The organism is Poriferisphaera sp. WC338, assembly GCF_050931845.1.
Lineage (GTDB): Bacteria > Planctomycetota > Phycisphaerae > Phycisphaerales > Phycisphaeraceae > Poriferisphaera.
This window is the reverse complement of record NZ_CP194516.1, coordinates 2,685,995-2,707,720: the sequence shown is the minus strand read 5'-3', so window position 1 is coordinate 2,707,720 and position 21,726 is coordinate 2,685,995. Positions and strand designations below refer to the sequence as shown.

15 protein-coding genes are annotated in these 21,726 nt (G+C 47.6%); 12 read left to right on the top strand and 3 right to left on the bottom strand.

Going from position 1 to position 21,726, the window contains the following annotated elements:
* Nucleotides 1–64 precede the first annotated feature (64 nt).
* The 4 genes from ACQ6WK_RS11085 to ACQ6WK_RS11070 all read left to right on the top strand — a co-directional run bounded on the left by ACQ6WK_RS11085 (nucleotide 65) and on the right by ACQ6WK_RS11070 (nucleotide 6,236).
* On the top strand, nucleotides 65–808 hold the full coding sequence (locus ACQ6WK_RS11085) for a PEP-CTERM sorting domain-containing protein (protein ID WP_432797449.1): 744 nt from the start codon (nucleotides 65–67) through the stop codon (nucleotides 806–808).
* Between the two features lie 110 nt (nucleotides 809–918).
* Nucleotides 919–2,388, top strand: a complete 1,470-nt coding sequence (locus ACQ6WK_RS11080; RefSeq protein ID WP_432797448.1) for a sodium:solute symporter family transporter — start codon at nucleotides 919–921, stop codon at nucleotides 2,386–2,388.
* A 17-nt stretch (nucleotides 2,389–2,405) separates the two neighbouring features.
* On the top strand, nucleotides 2,406–4,334 hold the full coding sequence (locus ACQ6WK_RS11075; RefSeq protein WP_432797447.1) for a hypothetical protein: 1,929 nt from the start codon (nucleotides 2,406–2,408) through the stop codon (nucleotides 4,332–4,334).
* Between the two features lie 45 nt (nucleotides 4,335–4,379).
* The gene (locus ACQ6WK_RS11070) at nucleotides 4,380–6,236 is read left to right on the top strand and encodes a hypothetical protein (protein WP_432797446.1); all 1,857 of its coding nucleotides are present in this window, start codon (nucleotides 4,380–4,382) and stop codon (nucleotides 6,234–6,236) included.
* Nucleotides 6,237–6,300: 64 nt separating this feature from the next.
* On the opposite strand, the gene ACQ6WK_RS11065 is transcribed toward ACQ6WK_RS11070, so the two are convergent.
* The 3 genes from ACQ6WK_RS11065 to ACQ6WK_RS11055 all read right to left on the bottom strand — a co-directional run bounded on the left by ACQ6WK_RS11065 (nucleotide 6,301) and on the right by ACQ6WK_RS11055 (nucleotide 10,224).
* Complete coding sequence (locus ACQ6WK_RS11065; RefSeq protein WP_432797445.1) at nucleotides 6,301–7,473, bottom strand: iron-containing alcohol dehydrogenase; 1,173 nt, start codon at nucleotides 7,471–7,473, stop codon at nucleotides 6,301–6,303.
* 10 nt (nucleotides 7,474–7,483) lie between these two features.
* Nucleotides 7,484–8,941 carry an aldehyde dehydrogenase family protein gene (locus ACQ6WK_RS11060; RefSeq protein ID WP_432797444.1) on the bottom strand — a complete coding sequence of 486 codons (1,458 nt, stop codon included), beginning with the start codon at nucleotides 8,939–8,941 and terminating at the stop codon, nucleotides 7,484–7,486.
* 134 nt (nucleotides 8,942–9,075) lie between these two features.
* Nucleotides 9,076–10,224 carry a XylR family transcriptional regulator gene (locus tag ACQ6WK_RS11055; RefSeq protein WP_432797443.1) on the bottom strand — a complete coding sequence of 383 codons (1,149 nt, stop codon included), beginning with the start codon at nucleotides 10,222–10,224 and terminating at the stop codon, nucleotides 9,076–9,078.
* Nucleotides 10,225–10,974: 750 nt separating this feature from the next.
* Here ACQ6WK_RS11055 and nusG point away from each other — a divergent pair.
* The 8 genes from nusG to ACQ6WK_RS11015 all read left to right on the top strand — a co-directional run bounded on the left by nusG (nucleotide 10,975) and on the right by ACQ6WK_RS11015 (nucleotide 21,707).
* A complete protein-coding gene (gene nusG, locus ACQ6WK_RS11050) occupies nucleotides 10,975–11,538 on the top strand; it encodes a transcription termination/antitermination protein NusG (RefSeq protein ID WP_432797442.1) in 564 nt (187 codons plus the stop codon).
* A 539-nt stretch (nucleotides 11,539–12,077) separates the two neighbouring features.
* Nucleotides 12,078–15,179, top strand: a complete 3,102-nt coding sequence (locus tag ACQ6WK_RS11045; RefSeq protein ID WP_432797441.1) for a hypothetical protein — start codon at nucleotides 12,078–12,080, stop codon at nucleotides 15,177–15,179.
* Between the two features lie 271 nt (nucleotides 15,180–15,450).
* Nucleotides 15,451–16,827: an oligosaccharide flippase family protein gene (locus ACQ6WK_RS11040; protein ID WP_432797440.1), complete on the top strand. Its 1,377-nt coding sequence runs from the start codon at nucleotides 15,451–15,453 to the stop codon at nucleotides 16,825–16,827.
* 249 nt (nucleotides 16,828–17,076) lie between these two features.
* Nucleotides 17,077–18,276: an O-antigen ligase domain-containing protein gene (locus ACQ6WK_RS11035; protein ID WP_432797439.1), complete on the top strand. Its 1,200-nt coding sequence runs from the start codon at nucleotides 17,077–17,079 to the stop codon at nucleotides 18,274–18,276.
* 44 nt (nucleotides 18,277–18,320) lie between these two features.
* On the top strand, nucleotides 18,321–19,118 hold the full coding sequence (gene rfbF / locus ACQ6WK_RS11030) for a glucose-1-phosphate cytidylyltransferase (RefSeq protein WP_432797438.1): 798 nt from the start codon (nucleotides 18,321–18,323) through the stop codon (nucleotides 19,116–19,118).
* A gap of 44 nt (nucleotides 19,119–19,162) precedes the next feature.
* Nucleotides 19,163–20,176 carry an NAD-dependent epimerase/dehydratase family protein gene (locus tag ACQ6WK_RS11025; RefSeq protein WP_432797437.1) on the top strand — a complete coding sequence of 338 codons (1,014 nt, stop codon included), beginning with the start codon at nucleotides 19,163–19,165 and terminating at the stop codon, nucleotides 20,174–20,176.
* Nucleotides 20,177–20,193: 17 nt separating this feature from the next.
* Nucleotides 20,194–20,739: a dTDP-4-dehydrorhamnose 3,5-epimerase gene (gene rfbC, locus ACQ6WK_RS11020; protein ID WP_432797436.1), complete on the top strand. Its 546-nt coding sequence runs from the start codon at nucleotides 20,194–20,196 to the stop codon at nucleotides 20,737–20,739.
* A gap of 20 nt (nucleotides 20,740–20,759) precedes the next feature.
* Nucleotides 20,760–21,707, top strand: coding sequence for an NAD-dependent epimerase/dehydratase family protein (locus ACQ6WK_RS11015; protein ID WP_432797435.1), 948 nt, complete (start codon nucleotides 20,760–20,762; stop codon nucleotides 21,705–21,707).
* The last annotated feature ends 19 nt before the right edge of the window (nucleotides 21,708–21,726 follow it).

Genomic DNA, 21,726 nt, shown 5'->3' with positions numbered 1-21,726 from the left:
GTTAAACACATAATAGTTAAAGTAACAACTATCAAAATACACACATCTAAAAGGAGAGCGTGTTATGAGGAGAACATCCAGACTAGCGTTAAGTTTAGTAGCGGCATTAGGTTTAAGTGTTGTGACTGCACAAGCCGATGCGTCGATTACTTGGGATTATGAGTACACAGCAGATGTGCTTCCCAATGATGGCAGCCTTGGATCAGGTGCATGGACCGTTGGTGGGACGCATACCGCGGGGCCTAGTGTTTCTGGCGGTGTATTGACGTTGGATACAGGTTTCAATCAATGGCAAAATGGATACATGTTGTACAACGGATCAGAATGGGATTCGGATGATCCGGACGGGACAACCTTTGAAGTTCGCATCAAAGTGGCGGACCGTACCGGTACGCAGCACATCCAGATTGGTAAGCAAAATTACTACTGGGAGTTGCTGGTTAGCAAGGATCGAATTTCTTCTGCTGAATCTGCGTCAGATGGCGTTGCCGCGGGGGGCCCCGGTGTGGATCTGGATATGACACAGTATCACACGATCCGCGTGACGATCAGTGCTGGTGGTACAGGTAGTCGTGTTGCGCAGGTATATATTGATGACAATGCAACGCCAGCGTTTACGTTGAACGGTTTCTTTGCCAATCTTGACCGTATTGTGCTTGCTGATGGTGGTGGTAGTACCTATTGGGGTGCGATGGATGTTGATTACATTCGCTGGGTAAACGGTGAAGCAACGGCCCCCCCGGTTCCAGAGCCAGCTACGCTCGGCTTGATCGGTCTTGGCGTATTGATGTTAACACGTCGTCCGTAGTTTATTATCACGGATAATCGTTTAAAAATAAGGGCTAGGCGGATTAACGTCTGCCTAGCACCATTTCAACCTACAGCTTGTTATGTGATACATTGGAATTGGGGTGCTGCTTGCTTGGATTTTTGGATTGGCTGCTAATCTCGATTTATCTGGCGATTGTTATTGGTGTGGGTATTGCATGCCGGGGCAAACAAGAATCGGCAGATGATTATTTTACTGCGGGCGGGAGTTTCTCTGGGCCGATTGGCAGCGTCTTGGTTGGCTTGAGTATTGCGGCGACGGTATTCAGTGGCATTAGTTTTTTGGCGATTCCAAGTGTGACGTATGAACATGGCCCGGCACTACTGGCGGGTTTGATCGCATTCCCGTTTGCATGGTTTGTGCTTCGATATTGGTTTTTGCCACGATATTTGTCGGAGAAGATTCAGGAGCCGTTTGGGATATTACAGAAACGTTATGGCCAGGCGACAAGGCAAACGGCGGCGATCATGTTTGTGCTGTTGCGGTTGGGATGGATGTCAGCACTGATTTATGCGCCGGCGATTGCGATTATGGGGGCAGCAGGTTTGGGGGATCAATGGTTATGGCCGGTAGTATTGGTGATTGGGTTGGCGAGTACGTTATACACGGTGTTTGGCGGGATTCGCGGAGTGATCGTTACTGATGCGATTCAATTTCTAGTGATCGCGGCGAGCATTATTCTTGTGATTATCTATATCTTTGCTTCGTTACCTGTACCGATGGGCGAAGCGTTGGGCGCACTTGAGCAGCAGCGCAAGCCATTGAATTTCTCGTTTGATTTTACGGAGAAGCTGACGATCTGGGCGGTGATCATGGGGATGATTGTGGGGAACTTGAGCAGTTTTACCGCAGACCAAATGTCGTTACAGCGATACATTGCTTCGGGATCGGTAAGGTCTGCAAGTAGATCGTTTGTCGTAAATGTGATTGGGGTCATCGTAGTTCTAATGTTATTAATAAGTATTGGTGTATCGTTAGCGATGTGGTATACGGTGCAGCCGGATGGTGCGCTGCCTGCGTCTGCGGATAAGGTGATGATGTATTTTGTGGCGACAGAGCTTCCGGTTGGGATTGCAGGTTTGCTTTTGGCAGCGATTCTCGCTGCGACGATGAGTAGTATGACCAGTGGGATTAACGCATTAGCGTGTGCGGTGTGCCAAGATATTGGTGGTGGGTGGACGAAAAAGCTGTCGGACCGGCAGCAGGTTTTAATGGCGCGATGGACCAGCTTGATTTTTGGTTTGATGGCGACTGTGGTGGCTGGGATGGTCGATGAACTGGGTACGATTTTCACGATGTCGCAAAAGTTACTTGGTGTGTTCTTGGGACCACTAATGTTGGGGATGTTCTTTGCGGTTTTTCATGTCAGAATTCAGGGTAAGTGGATTATACTGGCCATGGTGGGCGGTTGCCTGTGTGGATGGGTTGTGATCTTTTCTCCCATTTATGGTTTGTGGGTAGCGCCGATTTCATTTGTAACGGCCTTAGTGATTGCTTGTTGCCCGATTGCGTTTGATCGAACCGCGGGTGCTTTCGGGTTGAATCGAGGTGTGACTTGAGAACATGTCTTGTGTGGATGATCTTATTTGTTTGTTTTATTGCTAGCTCCAGCGAGCTGTCTGCACGGACTGTTTTGCTGGAACGGCAATCAGCTGAATTACGAGGAAATACATGGCGGTTAACTGCGGATCAGAACAAGATTGATCTGGGAAAGATGTTTGGTGATGTGACGCCGAGAGAATGGGCACGAGCGAAGCAATTAAACTTGAGTGTGCGTCTTGATGATGGTGGTGAAGACGATGATTATGTTTGTCGGCTGATTTTGTCGGGGGCACGTTGGTTTGATTTCAAAAAAGATACGAAGAAGATTTCGGGGGGACGGCCGCAGCATGTGGGCTATGAGTTAGAAACGTTATCGACACGGATCGGGACGGGACCGGTGGATGGTGTGCTTTTAGAAGTGCTTGAGATTCCGAAGGGGCGACAAATTAATGTGCGCTTGGATGGCATACAGCTTTTGGGTGCAGATGATAGGGGAGATGTGAGTGGCGCAATTGTGGATCGGTATGGCCAGTATGTTGGAAAGCACTGGCCGGAGAAAGTTTCGTTTGATGATGATTTGGAGCGATGGGATGAATGGGAGGTTGAATGGCTTAAGGAGATGAAACCAGCAGGTTCATTCGATCGCTATGGCGGCTTAATGATGGGGCAGAAGTTTAAAGCGACGGGCTACTTTCAGGTTAAGAAGGATCGTAGGGGATATTGGTGGTTTGTGACGCCAGAGGGGCATCGAATGTTTTCGGTGGGGATTAATGCGGTGTCATTGTGGACTTATACGGATGTTAAAGATCGGGAAACATTGTTCGATTGGTTGCCTGAAGATCATGATGGATTTGAGGCGGCGCAGAAGGGAACGGAGTTGCGGTTGTATACTGCGAACCTGATTCGAAAGTATGGAGAGGATTGGCGGAACGAGTGGGCAGAACGCACTGTGAAACGGATGCAATCATGGGGAATAAATACGGTTGGCGCATGGTCTGATCAGGTGGTGGTGGATAAGAAGGGGTTGCCATATGCGTATTGTATGCAAGTAAAATTTGATCAGGGTTGGACGAAGCTAGCTAAGGTTGCTTCGGATATACCGGACCCGTTTGAGCCTGATTTTAAAGCATATTTAGAGGAGGCGATTCCAGCACGCATTGAAAAGATGAAGAATGATCCGTGGTTATTGGGTTACTTTTTGAATAATGAATTGCATTGGCATGAACTAACAGATGAGAAGTTACTTGGGCTTTTGGGATCGTCGCTTGCAGGGAAAGCATATGTTGAGGAGCTTAAAGAGAAGTATGGTGAGCCGGGTGAGTGGGGAAAAGTGTGGGGGATGAATGTTAGCGATTGGCAGGTGCCTGCAGAGGTAAAAACTGAAAAGCTTAGTGATGAAGGGAAGCGGGGGCTGGATGATTTTCGATATATGATTGCGGAAAAATATTTTGAAATATACAGCGATGTGGTGAGAAGAATTGATTCGAATCATTTACTTTTGGGTGTACGATTCTTGCATGCGCCATCACAACAGCCGCATGAAGAAGTTTATAAGGCAGCAGGCAAATATTGTGATGTGCTTAGTGAGAATCCATATGTTAATGTGCTTGATCAAAAGTATTTTCGAACGCGGTATAGGCAGAGTAAGAAGCCGATGTTGTTGTCGGAATTTCATTTTGGGATAGCGAAAAGCGAACGGCAGCTGGGGTGGGGTGCTGCGTGGACACAAACTAGAGAACAACGCGTCAAAGCACTGGAAGGGTATGTTGAAGATGCGATGACGATGCCGAGTGTTGTTGGGGTGCACTGGTTTATGTATTTGGATGCGCCGGTGACGGGGCGGCATGACGGGGAGAATGGCCAATATGGGTTTGTGGATGTGGTAGATACCCCATATGTGGAGTTGGTAGAGACGATGCGCGAGGTGTCGCAACGTGTCGAGGATTTACGGAAACGAAAATGATCCTGCTGTGGTGTAGATAAACAAGATAGGTAAAGGATAGGCGTGATGATGCAGCAGTTGTTAACGATGTTGTTTGTAACAACGATTGGATTAAGTTTAGTTTTGCAGTGTAAGGCAGAGGTCGGGGCTGGCCCATCTGCTGAGGCGGTGACGTTGCTTGCTGTGGATGATGGGTGGGTTGAAAAGAATGAAGGGATGAGTTTGTCGCTACACGAAGCAGTGCGGCATGAAGCTAATCCTGTTTTGAAGGTACGGGCAGGGAAGCATGATTCAGATCGTGCGGCTTTCAATCAATGGGTGCTATTGGAGAATGGTATTTTTCGGATGTGGTACACAGGGTTTGATGGGTCGACGTGGAGTACGTGTTATGCGGAAAGTGTGGACGGCGTGAATTGGGAGCGGCCTAATGTCGGGTTGTTTAACTATAAAGGATCGAAGGATAACAATATTGTGATTCCTGGATTTAACCTGACAGCTCCATTTCGAGATGATTATGATCCGGATCCGAATCGTCGATATAAAGCGGCACTGGCACGACCATTGCCTAAGGGAGTGGTAGATCGTTGGGAGAAAAGTGTTGGTGGGAAGAAGCCGGGTGTAGGTTCACCAAGTGTGGGAGGGTTTGCTTATAGTGCAGATGGTATTAACTGGACGACTGAAGAGAATGATTTTCCATTGCCGTTAAAGCGTGAGGCGGCATCGCTGATGTATTACCAAGGCAAATATTTTTGCTATGGGCAGATGTCCAATGGCGATTATCCGGAAGTGGAGCGATGGAGTCGATGCTTGAGTACATCCTATTCAGATGACTTTAAGCATTGGAAACTGGCTAAGAAGGCGGGGTTCTATTTCGATCCGAAATATGGTGGGCGGATTCAAACGCATGGAACACTTGGTTATCAAATATACGATCAAGCTGTAGTGGGGGCGTATGGTATTTTCTATAACAACGGGGAGTTGCTTGATCATGAAACGGATTTGATTTTGATTGTGAGCAATGATGGCATGACGTGGCGGAAGCCAGACAAGCATCCGTTTACGACGATTCTTCGGCGGGCGCCGCGTGGTGCATGGGATGGAAGTTTTCTGACGCAGGCGAATATTTTGAATAACGGACGTGAGACGTATCTGTATTATGCAGGGAAAGAATCACTTGCGAACTTATTCTATGGTGAGCAGCAAACAGGGCTGGCGACATGGCGACTTGATGGTTATGGCTTTCAGGCGCCTGCAGTGGGTTGGAAATATACATCACCGGTATTTAAGGGCGCGCTCACGAGTAAACCGATTGAAGTGAAGCATGTGGGGCAACAGTTGTATATGAATGTACGAATCAAGGATCTGCCTGGGCACGAGGTGCGTGTTGAGCTGCGCGATGCCGCGAATAAGCCAATTCAAGGTTATGCATTAGCGGATTGTGATCCGATGACGGTGGATAGTGTTGGGTTCCCGATTTCATGGAAAGGCGAATCGTCGTTGGATCGTGTAATGGGGCAGAAGGTAAAGGTGCATCTAGAGGTGAAGGCAGAGAATCCGAAGCGGTGGCAGAAGATTCGCGTGAACATGCCGTACTTTTATGCTGCTTATTTAGATATGCCAAAGTTGTGGTTGGATGCGACGCATCAGGTTTACGGTGGGCGCGGTATGGAACGGATTCATTTTCAAGATCCGGATCGGATGACACTCTCAGGCATTGAGATTTATGATGCAGATGATAACCAGGTAACGCTAACTTCATTAGATGATTCAAGTGCAGTGTTGCAGTTTGAGAAAGCATCGGATGTGAAGATCAGTTTGCCGGGATTGAAGAAATGTATGGTTGGTGAGACAACAATTGAAGCAGAGGATGGGTCCGTGATGGTAAAGACCGATCCGGACGCAGATGTGATTCTGTTTTTCTAAATATTGAGGGCAATCCTAAGGCACGGAAGTGTCAAGGCCAGAGAGTATCTCTGGCCTTTTTTAATTAAACAGTTGTGACAGAGCTCGCTTGCCATGCTTGTGTGTAAATCATACGTGCATCTTCAAGCTCAATAGGACGTGGATTATTTTTGAGAAGCCGTTGTACTTCCAGGGCGGCGACTGCCATTGGCTCGATGGCAGTTTCTGGGATATCAAAATCCTGAAGTGAAGCGGGGATACCACAAGCGGTTGAGAGTTCGCGGACATGATCGACTGTTTTGGTGGCAAGGGTTTGATCGTCTTTTGCGGTGAGGCCCATTGCTCGGCCAATGAGTGCAGTACGGTCGGTGCAAGCGGGCATGTTAAAAGCCAAAACATAGGGTAAAAGCAGTGAGTTTGAGACGCCGTGCGGGATGTGGAACAGTCCGCCGAGTGGGTAGGCTAGGGCATGAACACCAGCGCAGGCGGGAGTACCGAGAACACGACCACCGAACATACTGCCGAGGCTCATCGCTTCGCGTGCTTCGAGGTCTTTGCTGCCGTTGTTGACGGCACGTTCGATGTGCTGAGTGATGATTTTGATGCCAGCAAGCGCGTAGGCATCGCCTATTCCGTGATTGAATTTATTGGTGACTGCTTCGATACAGTGTGTGAGTGCGTCCATGCCGGTGGCGGCGGTGATGTGCGGTGGGAGATTTTTTGTGAGAAGCGGGTCAATGATAGCGAGGTCAGCATACATGAACGGGCTGACGACACCTTTTTTGAGATTAGCATCGACATCGGTAACGACGGCAATGGGAGAAACTTCGCTGCCGGTGCCGGAGGTGGTGGGGAGAAGGATAAGGCCGGGATCGCGTGCGGTGACTTGATCAGTGCCGATGATGTCTGTGAGTGATTGTTTGCCAGTGTGCAAGACAGCGACAAGTTTTGCAGCGTCGAGTGTGCTGCCGCCACCAATGCCAACGACGCAATCACATGGTTGATCTTGCGATTGCGTGACTAGGAGATTGATCGCGTCGTATGAAGGTTCGGGGGTAATGTCATGCGTGGTTGTGATGTGAAGGTTTTGCGCTTTGAGCTCATCGATGAGTGGTGAGATCAGATCAATGATGCCGGGATCGACAAGAATAAAGATGTCATTGTGTTCTGCTTTTTGAAGCTGGGTTGCGAGTTGATCGGCGGCGCCTTGGCCAAAGATAGTTTGTGTGGGTTGCCCAATGGTGATGGTGGTTTGCATCTTCGTCTCTTTATGATGGATCCATGGATGGTGAGCGGATGATGACGGCTTGGATGTTGGTCATTTCTTCGATGGCGAAGCGGAGGCCTTCACGACCAAGGCCACTGTTGCGTGTACCGCCATATGGCATATGATCGGCGCGGAAGTTGGGGCCTTCGTTGATGATGACGCCGCCGAAGTTCAGTTTTTGTGTGGCGAGCAGGGCGCGATCGATGTCTTTGGTGAAGATGGCGGCTTGCAGGCCGTAGTCGCTGTCGTCGGCTTGTGCGAGTACATCATTGAAATCACTGAAGGGGGTGATGCATGCAACAGGCGCAAAGGCTTCGTTAGCCATCACCTTCATATCTGGTGTAACGTTGGTGAGAAGTGTGGGTAGATAGGTTGCGTTGTTGCGTTTACCGCCAATTAGAACGCGCGCTCCAGCGGCAGTTGCTTCATCAACCCAAGATTCGATACGCTCGGCTTCACATTGTTGGATCATGGGGCCAACATCTGTATTTTCATCGAGTGGATCGCCGATGATGAGTTTTTCTGTGAGTGCAAGAAGTTTGTCACAGAAGGTGTCGTGTAGGTGTTCTGAGACGTAAATGCGTTGTACGGAGATGCAGATCTGGCCGGAGTTATAGAAAGCGCCAAGAACACATTTTTGTGCGGCAAGATCAAGGTCAGCGTCTTCGCAGACGATGACGGGGGCATTATTGCCAAGTTCGAGTGTGACTTTTTTGATACCTGCATGCTCGATGATGTGCTTGCCGACTTCGGGGCTGCCGGTGAATGTAACTTTGGCGATACGAGGATCACTGACAAGTGGCGTGCCGATTTTGGAACCAGAGCCGTGAACAAGATTGAGGACACCATTGGGCAGGCCAGCTTTTTCCATGATCTGGCAGAGTAGACCAGAAGTTAAAGGTGTGGTAGTAGCAGGTTTGAGAACAACACTATTGCCGGCGGCAATAGCTGGGGCGACTTTGTGCGCGACAAGATTTAATGGAAAGTTGAAGGGAGTAATGGCGGCGACGGCACCAACGGGCTTACGTTGCCAGAAACCAAAGTATCCTTCGCCGCAGGAAACGGCATCGAGTGGAATGGTTTCACCGTGAATGCGCTTGGCTTCTTCGGCTGCAATGGTGAAAGTATCAACAGCACGCAGGGCTTCAATTTTAGCAAATTTCATTGCCTTGCCAGATTCGGCAGCAATAGTTTGTGCGATTGTTTCGTGTTCTTTTTTAATAATCTCTGCGGTGCGGAGGAGGATGTCTGCACGACGGTTAGCAGGCATAGATGCGATGGTTTTGGCATGTGTTTGTGCGGTGTTGATTGCGTGGTCAAGGTCGGCGAGTGAGGCATTAGAAATAGTGCCAATTTCCTGGCCGGTGTATTTGTTGAGGACGGGGGTAGTATCGGATGTGTAAATCCATTTGCCATCAATATAAAGGCCTTGTTGGATTGTGGAGGAAGTTGTAGGCATGATGGTGTTCCCAATGAGGTGATAGTGAATCGATACTATGACTCTATCGGGCGAAGGCCGATCGTCAATCCGTAATCGCGTCAGGAGATTCAGTTATTTTGTCACACAATGGCGTACTGAGATGTGTTTAAAGGCTACTGTTGGCGGTAAGCGGTTGGGGTTTGGTTGAACTTGTTCTTAAAGGTTTCGCAGAAGTATTGGACGTGGCTGAAACCGGATTTGTGGGCGATGGATTCAAGGGGGAGGGTGGTTTCTGAAAGCAGGGTTTTGGCATGGTTAAGTTTGATGCGGAGGATTTCATGGTTGGGGGAGCGGCCGAGGATAGATCGCATGCGGCGTTCGAGGGTGCTGCGTGAGATGGGTAGGGATTGAGTGAGTTCGTCGACAGTTAAGCCACTTGTTGCACGTTGTCGGATGAGCTGAATCGCTTTGGCAATTTGTATGTCATCAATGGCAATAATATCTGATGATTGCCGTGTCATAACATTGATGGGATCGATGAGAATTGGAGGTGGTGCGGTCGATCCGTTCATTAATTTTTCTAAAAGTTCAGCAGCACAAAATCCGACGCGTTCGGTGTTTAATCTGACACTGGATAGAGGCGGAGAAGAAATATCGCAGAGGAGGTCATCATCTTCGACGCCAACGACAGCGACTTCATCGGGTACTGAAAGTTCAGCACGTGTACAGGCTTCAAGGAGGTTGAATCCGATTTGGTCGGTGACAGCAAGAATGCCGACAGGTTTTGGTAATGAGGTAAGCCAATTAGAAAGTTGATTCTGTTGTGACAGCCAATCAGAAGATTGTTCCGTGGGGTCGCTAATGCTGTAAGTGTCACATGAATGTCCATAAGATTGGATTTTCTCTATGAACCCGGTTAGTCGATCTTGGAAATGCGGATGATAGGTGGATTTGATAAAGCAGACGGCATAGTTACGAAAACCGCGTTCAATAAAGTGTTCAGCAGCGATCTGGCCAACAGCATGATCATTGGTTCGGACGATGGGGAAATTAGAATGAAGTGAGGTTGGACGGAGTTCAACGGTAGGAAGGTTGAGATTTTTCACCGCATTGATCATGTTTTGTGAGTTGCATCGTGTGAGAATGCCGTCTCCTTGCCAATGAGCTAACCAGTCAGGGGGCGAGGATTCAAGAGCGCGACGTTGCACGAAAACAGACCATGGGTTGTGTTCACGTATATAGCGACGAATGCCGCGCAGGTTTCCACGACCGTATTCCCGGGAAGTTTCAATGAGTAAAGCGACACGTCTATGATGACTCATGTTGATAAATGATGGGCTAGGTGTTTATGGTTGTTGGTCTAATATCCTTAGAGGAAACATATTGTTAGTATAAATATTTAAATCGATTATATCTTATGAATGAAGAAACATAGGTTCATTATAAATCAAGATTGATCTTAATGATATGATGAATAGATTTTGCAACCATATGGCGCTAGATATGCGTGGATAATTTGGATCAGGGGGTTAGTGACAGGGGCTAGGGCGAGTTGAGTATGTGAGAGGTTATGATCAAAAGGGGGCAATGGGTTTTTATGACGGTGCCGAATGTGGGGTATTGTGTGGGGTGGTTCGGTGGAAGCGGTGGGCTGTTTCATGTGTGGTGTTTGTGGAAAGGTGCTGCGTTATCGGACATGAGAAAGAGGTAGAATTCTGCGCGAGCTTGGTGAGTATGGAGGGGTTTGGGCTTGGGACAGGGTTGGGTTATCGGGCATGGTGGTTTTGATGCGTGAAAAAGGGCTTTTTATAGATAAAACAGCGAATGATGGTGTTTGGAATGCCGATTTATGTACGGGCGTAATGCTTGCCAGTTTTGCCTGTTTCTTGGGTCATATCAGGGCGAGGGGATTCCGATCTCTGTGCCTTGAAAGAAATGGGTCAGCAGGGTGAGATGTGGTATCATGCCGTAATTTGGGAGGTTTAGGAGAATTAGAGAGACGTGTCGTGGTGTGTTGCAAGCGCGACGACAGGGGCAAACCGGTTTTTTTTAGGAATGACGCGGAATATCTGATGCAGGAGATCTGTCAGAGTAAGAGCGTTCGGGGAGTCGTCGATATGGGCGGGGCGATCATGTCTGAAGGGCAATGGATCGTGCTCCATACGATGAGTCGTCAAGAGAAGGCGGTAGCTGTTGATTTGGCGGCGAAGGGTGTGCCGTATTTTTTGCCGTTGTGCGATCGTGTGAAGTATTACGGTAAGCGGAAGGCGCGTGTAATTGAGCCGCTGTTTCCGGGGTATGTGTTTATGCGGGGAGAGATCGAACAGGCTTACGAAGCAGATCGGACCAGACGGGTGGCGAATATGATCCGTGTGCCGAACCAGGTGGGATTGACTGAGGAACTGCGGAATCTGGAATTGGTGTTGCGGTCTGGCGTGTCATTGTCTTCGCATCCGTTTTTGCAAACAGGGATGCGTGTGGTCGTGACGAGTGGGCCGTTTAAGGGTGTTGAAGGTGTGGTCGAAAGTATGCAGCAACGGCGTTTAATCTTACAGATTGAAACGCTGGGGCAGGCGAGCAGTTTGGAGATTGATTGTTCGCTATTAGAGCCGTTGGAAGAAGTGGCGGCTGCCTGATCAGGGCAGAAAGATTGCGTTTGGTGCTCGGTGGTATGGCAGGGATTTGGCGAGGCAAGTGCGCTTGAAAATAGTGCAGTTGAGGGGGGCGGAGCCTGCCCATAGCGAGCTATGTAAAATAGATTGTGTGTTAGCAAGAGGGTGGGGTGACGACCCAGTTATTTGGATGTGCATGATTGTGAAGGGGTGGTGAGGTTGTTGTGCGCACAAAGCTGAAAGGTTAGCGGTTATACAAGCGATACGTGCAAATGCGTGGGATGCAGTTGGAGATCAATTGATTTTAGTGTTGGGACGCTGATAACAGTGTTACACGTAAGTGATGGAGTGTGTTGTATTGATTGGTTAGGGCAGGGGAAGGGTTATATGGATTAGGGATAAGAGGTGATCGGACTGTGATCATTATGCGGACTGGGCAGTGTGAGGAGAGGAGAAAACATGGGAAAGCTTGAAAAGGGATTTGGCGGGGATTTAGTCATATCTTCTGTTTGTCGCGGGTCGAAATCGTTTTTCGTCCATTAAGCGTTGGAGAAGGTATGGCTATGAAACAGAAAACAACACAACGAGCAAACTGGCAGATGAGTATCGCCACAGCATTGATGCTGGTATTTGGGATGCTTATCGGGACGAGCGAGGCTTACGCATTGGATCAGCCAAAGGTTGAGTTTGATCCAGCGGTTTCATCGCAATATGACCGTGCATCGAATGGCACGGTGAGGTTTAAGTTTGATGGCTATGTTCCTAATGGCTTGACGATTCATTATTGGGCCTGGTCACGTGGGCTCGGCAAGACTGTTCCAAATTGGAGCGGTACATTGTCGAATGGGGTTTGGGCGATTCCTGCAGATCAGATGCGTAAGTTGCCAGATGGCGACAACAAGATTTTGATTGCGGTGAAGCTGTTCAATACTGATACGCAGTACTATTCGAAGTGGTACCGCGTGCTTGGGCAAACGAATTCGAATAATGGCAATGAGCAAAATCCGCCGACTACGCCGGCTTTCGCCCCTATCCCTGATGTTAAGATTGCGGATGGTCAGAAGCAGGTTGTTGTAAAGGGTGAGGACAATGCGGTCAAACTGTCTATGTCTGGTCAGTTGCCTTCTGATTTCTCGATCAATTATTGGGGCTGGTCGCAGAGCTTAGGTAAGACGGTGCCAAATTGGAGTGGCGAGATTAATGGTTCGCCTTGGGAAATTTCATCTTCGAGTTTGGCAAAGCTGCCGATCGGCGATGTGAAGTTGATTGTTTCGGCAAAAGCACCGAAGCAACAGACTCGTTATTTTTCACAGTGGATTACTGTGAAAGAAAACAGTGGTTCAAACGGTAATGATTCGGGCTCAAACGGTTCGAATGATAATGGATCAAGTGGTAATGGCTCAGGCTCGACGGGCTCGGGGCCATTGACTGTTGGTTTTCATAGCAGCACGACAACGCCGTATGCTTTGGGCGATGGTCGGGGTATGAAAATTGATGTGAACGGTCAGCTGCCTAATGGCATGTCGATTCATTACTGGGGTTGGTCGCGCACGTTGAATAAGGCGGTTCCGAACTGGAGCGGCGATGTAAAGAACTCGCCATGGGAAATCCCAGCATCACAACTTGCGAAGTTGCCACGTGGTGATGTGAAGATCGCTCTGGCAGTGAAGGTACTGGGTCAAAATACGAAGTACTACCAGCAGTGGATTAAGCTGACGGAAGCGACCAGTGGTGGTAACGGTAATAGCGGCAATGATAATGGCAATACTGGTGGTGACACTGGTCAAGGCGATAGCGGTGGAGCAGGTAGTGGCGCAACGGCTTTTCCAGTTGTTTCATTTGGTTCATCGACAACACAGCCGTTTTATGAAGGCGATCAACGCCCGGCTGATTTCAATGTTAGCGGTGAGTTGCCAAATGGCTTCTTCTTGTACTACTTTGGTTGGTCACGCACCTTAGGTGATAAGGTTCCAAACTGGGGCGGGAAGATTGAAGGTTCACCTTGGGAAATTCCTGCATCAGAGCTTTCAAAATTACCACGTGGAGATGTGAAGATTGTGCTGTCAATGCACGCATCTGGCATTGACACGGTGTATCAGAGCCAGTGGATTACGATGAAGGATGCTGATCCGGGATCAACTGGTGGTAGTGGTTCTGGAAGTGGTGGTTCCGGTAGCGGCAATGGTAACACTGGTGGTTCTGGTGGAGACAACGGCAATGGAAATGGTAGCACCGGCGGTGGTGGCTCTGGTAGTGGCAATGGTAATGGAAGTGGCAATACTGGCGGCGGTGGCTCCGGAAGCGGTAATGGTGGTGGTAACACCGGTGACGACAGTGGCAACTGGGATGAAAACGGTATGCCTGAACGCCACCCGTTCCTCGGGATCAATACAGCTAGTGTGACGTACTGGAGTGATTCATGGATATTTGCGGATCTCTTCAAGCAGACGAGTTATCGTCAATCATCGCAAGGATGGGATGAGCACTTTGCATTCTGGGATAGTGATGGCAAGTACCCGAAGCCTCCGGCAGGTAAAGACTACATCGTTGAGTACGAAGGAAGCGGTGAAGTACAGGTTATACAGAGAAGCGGCATTAAGATTTTGACCAAGGGTGATGTGCGTAACCTGAAGGTTTACGCAGATGAATCACACCGCGGGTTGACGTTTCATCCGACGTTTACGGAGCGTTTGAAGCCGTTCAGTGTGATTCGCTACATGGACTGGCAGCTTACCAACAATAGTAAGCAGCAGACATGGAGCGACCGAACGCAACCTGATGCGGAACATCAAGCGGATGGACCGATCGCACTGGAGTACATTGTTCAATTGAGCAATGAAACGCAGAGTAGTCCATGGGTTTGCACGCCACACGAAGCGGATGACAATTATGTTCGCAAAATGGCTGAGATGTTCCGCGATAACCTTGATCCGAATTTGAAGATCTATGTTGAGTACTCCAATGAGGTTTGGAACGGCGTGTTCCAGCAGCATCATTGGATCAACGATAAGGGTAATGCGAATCCTGCGTGGCCGGACCATAAGTTGTTGCGTCAGTGGGCGTATGAAGCAGGTCGTGACTTCGATATTTGGTCAGACGTATTTGCAGGCCAAGAACATCGGATCATTCGTGTGGTTGCTGGACAGGAAGGCAATCCTTGGGTCACGAAGATGGTTGCGAGTTTTATCGATGGCCGCTTCGATGCGATTTCTTCAACAGCATATTTCCCTGCCCATATCCAGGGTGGTGAATCAGCGAATGCTGTGATGCAAGAAGCAATTAGCCAAATTGAAGGTCGTAAGGAACGTCGCGTGACACACGGTGATTTGGCGAAGGAGTATACGCAGACACTTGGTAGACCGATCACATATGTTGCTTATGAAGCAGGTCAGCACGTGACGCTGAATGGCGGTAGCCTTGACACACTCAAGGAAGTGAACCGCTCGGATGCGATGTATCAAGCGACACTTGAGAATATGCAATCGTTTGAAGCTGCGGGCGGATCGTTATATGTCGGATACCAGTATGTTAGACGGCCAAGTAATTCAGGTGCATGGGGTTACTTGGAGTATCAGGATCAGCCGGTGGCGGAAGCGCCGAAGTGGCGAGCACTGGTTGAGTACCTCAAGTCAGATACGCGTCTTGAATTGACGATGTTTGATTAAACGATGCTTTCGGATCGATTGATCCGTGCGAGAACTTAGTAGATCAGATCGGCGGTCATGAGTGGCCGTCGATCTTTTATAAAAGAAAGAGTCACTGTGCGATGTTGTGTATGGCGGTTTGCGTAACGTTATTGCAAGATCTTTGGTGCGGCAATTGTAAGTGACGAATAAACGAGATCGTTTCAAATAAAAGCCATACAGCTATGTAGATAGATAAGATTTGGCTGTGTTGGTTACATGAACGATTGATTATTGAGGCAGTTTATCGGTAATGAATCAAGAGGCGGCGTATTCAGATTCAGGAGAAGGGAAAAGGAAGAACGGCACTCCGTTATCGACGGGAGTATCGCTTAAACGCCGCACTGTTGAAAGTGCGGTGACGGTAGCTGGTGGCCAATTCTTAAGTCAGATTATTCGGTTTGCAGCCAATCTTGTTCTCACACGTCTGATTGCACCAGATATATTCGGGATGATGGCGTTGATTCAGACGGTAGTTATTGGTGCAAACATGTTTAGTGACATGGGGGTTGGAGCGAATATTATCAATCACAAACGTGGTGGTGAAGCTTTATTCATCAACACCGTTTGGACGGTATCAGTGATTCGTGGTTTCTTGTTGTGGCTTATCATTGCTGTTGTTTCATACCCCGTATCGTTGGCATGGGGACAAACTGAGCTGACGCCGATGATTATTGTGGTAGGGTTGTCGTACGCGATTCTGCCATTCGAATCTCCGGGGATGCGTGTGTTGTGCCGTAATGTGCAGAACATACGACCTATGGCTGAAGAAATTATCACGCAGTTAGTCAGCACTAGTTTTATTATTATTACAGCCTATTTTTGGCCATCTGTTTGGGTGCTTGTTATTGCGAGTTTAGTTCGTGCATTTGTGCATGTTGGGATGACGTTTGCGATGTGGCCGGGATATAAGGTTTGGTTTGCATGGGATAAGACTGCCATCCATGATATTCTTCATTTCGGTGTATGGATCTTTTTGTCGTCAGGTGTCGCTTGGATTTTGGGTTACGCAGACAAAGCGATCTTGGGTGGGCTGGTTACACTAGAAGAGATCGGGATTTATTCGATTGCATTTGGTCTAGCCAGTATGGGTATACAGATTATCAATAAGCTGGGGAACAACACACTGTTTCCAGTATATTCAAGATTAGCGGATCGTGGTGAAGATGAATTACGCTATGGTACGTTCAAGATTAGATTCGGTATTCTTGCGGCCACGTTACCTGCGGTTTGGGTTCTAGCCATTTTTGGTGAGCAGATTATTGAACTGCTATATCCTGAAAAGTATTACGAGGCTGGATGGATGCTGCGGTTGGTTGCGATTGGTGCTGTAGGGATGGTGGTGAATCAGACAGCTGCTTCAGTATTGCTTGCGAAACGAGATTCGAAGCGGTATATGACTATGCAGTGCTATAGGGCCGTGATTTATCTATGCGGTGTTATTGCGGGTGGGATCACAGCAGGCCTAGAGGGGGTAATCATTGGTATGATTATCGCGCAATGGAGTGAGTACCCTATATTGGTTTGGGCGATTCGGCCGCATAAAGTTTGGCTGCCGGGTCTGGATCTCAGTGCATTTGCAATTTCCGCTGCAGTGATTGCATTGGGTCGATTTTTTATCTCCGCCTAATCATGCAGCAAATTTAGTAAATGGCAGCATTCTTTCTTCTATGAGTCATTCATGTCAATCCTGATTAGCCTATCTTTGTTTGCTTGGATCCCAACGGTCCTGATTTTATTCGCGATGCTTAAGCCGCATCGGGCTGCGATCTGGGGTTTTGTTTTGGCATGGATGTTCTTGCCAGAGAAAGGGATCAGCGTTTCGGGATTGCCAGATATCACGAAGGTCTCAGTTTCTGCTTTTGCGGTGTTGCTTGGGATGCTTGTTTTTGATTCGGCTCGTGTCACGAAATTTCGTGTGAGTCTTTGGGATGTACCTATGCTGATGTGGTGTATGTCGCCAATGTTAAGCTCATTAAATAATGGACTTGGTGCGTATGACGGTTTGTCCGGGATGTTGACTGAGATTTTGACATGGGGTGTGCCGTATTTTATTGGGCGGGTTTATTTAACAACGCCAGAAGTTGCGCAAGATATGGTCCGAATCATTTTTATTGCGACCCTAGTTTATTTGCCGTTGGTGTGGTTTGAGATGGTTTTGAGTCCTCAGTTGCATCGTATCGTTTATGGTTCGCATGCACATCAATTCATCCATGCGATTCGTGGCGGTGGGTATCGGCCACGCGTTTTCATGCGAAGTGGATTGGCGCTTGGAATTTGGATGGCGGGAGCGACCATGTGTGGTATTGTTCTCTGGCATTGCAGAATTATCAAAGAAGTACGATCAGTGCCAATGTTATGGTGTTTGATTGTTCTGGGGTTAACGTTCATTTTTTGTAAAGCAGTTGGTGCGTTGTTATTAGGTGTGGCTGCAATTGGCTTATTTTTCAGTACGATCTGGTTGCGATCAAAAGCTTGGTTGATGGTTGTATTGGCGGTTATGCCGATTTATCTCACGGCCCGTGTAGCTTATGATTGGGATGCAAAATGGTTGCTTGATCAAGCTAGGGAAGTATTCCCAGAAAAACGTGTCGAGTCATTAGGTACTCGAATTAATAATGAAAATGCACTACGTGATAAAGCGATGCAACGACCACTCTTTGGCTGGGGAGGCTTTGGTCGTTCGCGTATTGTGAATGATCAGGGTGAACAGATATCGATTACGGATTCGGCATGGATTATTGTGCTGGGAAGAAATGGTGTGTTTGGATTATTGGGATACTTTGGCGTTTTACTTGTGCCGCTATTAAGGCTTGCTTACCACGTGCCGCTTAGTACATGGCGGCATCCTGTAATAGCACCAAGTGTCGCGCTGGCGCTCATTCTCGGTATTTTTATGATCGACCGATTGTTAAATGCGCAGCTTAATCCGATACCTATTTTTATTGCAGGTGGATTGGTTGGAATGCCTTGGAGTAGGATCCAATCGGTGATACGAATACGGGGATTGCAGCAGGTGTATATGCAGCAAAGAATGTCAAAACCAGAATCAGATCAATCCTATCCGCAGGCAGGCTGAGGGTACTTGGGATATTTGGTCATAACTATGACAGGAATAATCGTATGGTAGATGTAAGTGAAGTGCCCGTGTTTGTTTTATGCGGTGGATTGGGAACACGCCTCCGTGAAGAAACGGAATTGCGCCCTAAGCCGATGGTGCCAATCGGGGGTTATCCAATTTTGTGGCACATCATGCGTAGTTATTCGCATTATGGTTTCAAGAAGTTTGTGCTTTGCTTAGGATATAAATCTGAGGTTGTGAAATCATATTTTTTGAATTACGCATCAATGAACAGTGACTTTACGGTGGATCTAAAAACAAATAATACGACGGTCCATTCAGTAGATCATGATCAAGACTGGGAAGTTACACTCGCATTCACGGGTGAGTTAACGATGACAGGTGGGCGTATTGGTAGAGCTGCAAGCAAGTATCTGGGGGATGCCGAGCATTTTGCGGTGACTTATGGTGATGGTGTATGCGATGTTGATCTTGCAAAAGAATTTACATTCCATCAGCAGGGTTCAGCGATTGGCACAGTGTTGGGGGTGAATCCGCCATCGCGATTTGGCGAGCTGATGCTGGAAGGTGATATTGTTAGAAAATTTGAGGAGAAGCCAGAATTCGGCGAAAACTGGATCAATGGTGGGTACTTCTTCTTTAGAAAAGAGTTCTTGAAGTATGTAAGTGAGGATGAACATCTGGTATTGGAAAAAGACCCACTGATTAATCTGGCGAAAGATGGCGAACTATCTATGTATAAACACAAGGGATTCTGGCAATGTATGGATACGCAGCGGGACCGTGATGCACTGAATAAATTATGGGAGCAGGGGAATGCTCCGTGGATTGCGAAGTAATTAAACGAAACAATCAAACGATTAATACACGAGGATTATAGATTATGAAAGTTTTTGTAACTGGCCATTTAGGATACATTGGCGTGCATCTTGTTGAGTTACTCAAAGATGCTGGGCATGAAGTCACTGGATGTGATCTTGCATTATTTGAGGGTTGCGAGTGGGAGCCGTTTGTGCGTCCGGATCATGAGCATATTAAGGACGTTCGCGAGATTACAGTTGATGACCTGCGTGGTCATGATTGCGTGATGCATCTTGCTGCGATTTCGAACGATCCAATGGGGGATTTGAATCCAGAGATTACCTTGGGTGTAAACCGTGATGCGTCCATTGAGATTGCGAAGAAGGCCAAAGAGGCAGGTGTAGGTCGGTATTTGTTTTCCGGCAGCTGTTCTGTTTACGGCAAAGGCGAGAAACTTGATCTTGAAGAGAACGATGGTTTACATCCACTCACAGCCTATGCCAAATCCAAGATTGATACCGAAACTGAAGTTAGTAAATTGGCTGATGACACATTTTCGCCTGCATATTTGCGGAATGCGACAGCGTATGGTCATTCACCAATGCTGCGTATTGATCTTGTAGTGAATAACCTTTTAGGTTCGGCTCTGGCATTCAATCAGATTCGTATTCAAAGTGACGGTTCGCCTTGGCGTCCATTGGTGCATTGTCGAGATATTGCGAGAGCATTTTGCGCATTCTTAGAAGCGCCACGTGAATGTATTCATAACAAAGCAGTCAATATCGGCGGTAACACAGAAAACTATCAGGTGAAGGATGTGGCGGATTATGTTGGTGAATTGATCCCATCAGCAGATATTGTCTTCACCGGCGAAGTGGGTAATGATCCACGGAATTATCGTGTGAAATTTGATCTTCTCAACGAGTTGCTTCCAGATTTCAAGCTGCAATATACGTTGAAATCGGGTATGGAAGAGTTATTTGCCAAAATGAAAGAGCACGGCTTTAGTGAGAAGGATTTTGAAAGCGATCAGTTTGTACGTTTGCGTACATTAAAGCACCGTATGGGCAAACTAGGTGTGGTTGAGGCTGAATAAGCAGGAGATAGATCATTATGATTTTTCATAAAACACCGCTTGATGGTGCATATATTATTGAATTAGAAAAACGTGGCGATGAACGTGGATTTTTTGCGAGAGCGTTTTGTCGCAATGAATTTGCAGATCATGGATTGGCAACCGAATTTGTGCAAGTGAACAATTCACTTAGTGCAGAGAAGGGGACGCTCCGCGGGATGCATTATCAGCTTGCGCCGCATGCCGAAACAAAGCTTGTTCGATGTATTAAGGGGGCGTTGTATGACGTGATTATTGATTTACGCGAGGGATCGAAGACTTTTGGTCAAAGTTACGGTGCGGAATTGTCTGCGGAGAATCGCAGGATGATGTACGTGCCGAAGGGTTTTGCGCACGGGTTTATCACGATGACGGATAACACGGAAGCGTTCTATTTTGTGGATGAGTTCTATGCGCCGGAGCATGAACGAGGTGTTCGGTATAACGATCCGAAGTTCGAGATTGAGTGGCCGATCAAACCCGTGGTTGTATCGGACAAGGATAAGAATCATGTAGATTTTGATCCAGCGATTCATCTTAAATGATAAGTAATGGTGTGAGAACTATGAAGATATTGTTTACAGGTGCAAGTTCATTTACAGGCTGCTGGTTTGTGAAGCAGTTGCTAGATCATGGGCATGATGTTGTGGCGGTGTATCAGCGGTCACGCGATTCTTATAAAGGGTTGCGAGATCAGCGTATCCGTTTGATTGAAGATCGTGCTACGTGCATTTATGAATGCTCATATGGCAGTGATGTGTTTCTTGAGCTGGTCAAATCAGAGAAGCGGTGGGATTTACTCGCGCATCATGCCGCAGATGTGACGGATTATCATAGTGATGAATTTGATATCGCCCGGGCGGTAGGCCGTAATACGTTGAATACGATGACAATCATGAAATTGCTGCGTGAGCGGGAGTGTGATCGTGTTTTGCTGACAGGCTCTGTTTTTGAACAGAATGAAGGAGCTGGGTCGGAAGGTGGATGCGCGTTCTCGCCATATGGTTTGTCGAAGGGGATTACCTCAGAGATGTTCCATTATTATGGTGATATGTTGGGAATGGTTATTGGGAAGTTTGTGATTCCGAATCCGTTTGGTCCATTGGAAGAGCCACGTTTTACAAATTATTTAATGAAGACATGGTCGAGTGGTGATGTGCCCGGGGTACGTACGCCGGACTATGTGCGGGATAACATCCATGTGAGTTTACTTGCGGGAATATATGCAAAGTTTACGAAAGATTTACCGTATGCTCAAGGGCATCGTAAGATTAATCCGAGTGGTTATGTTGAGACGCAAGGCGCTTTTGCACTACGTTTTGCGAAGGAAATGCGATCTCGGTTAAATCATGATTGCAAAGTAGATCTATGTACACAAACAGAGTTTGCAGAGCCACGTGTGCGGATCAATCTTGATCCGGTGAGTGGACAGGTGGCGGAATGGGATGAATCGGCGGCATGGGATGCAATTGCTGCTTACTACGCTGATGTATATCCGAATCTCGGATCGTAACGCGTTCATATTAAAGAAG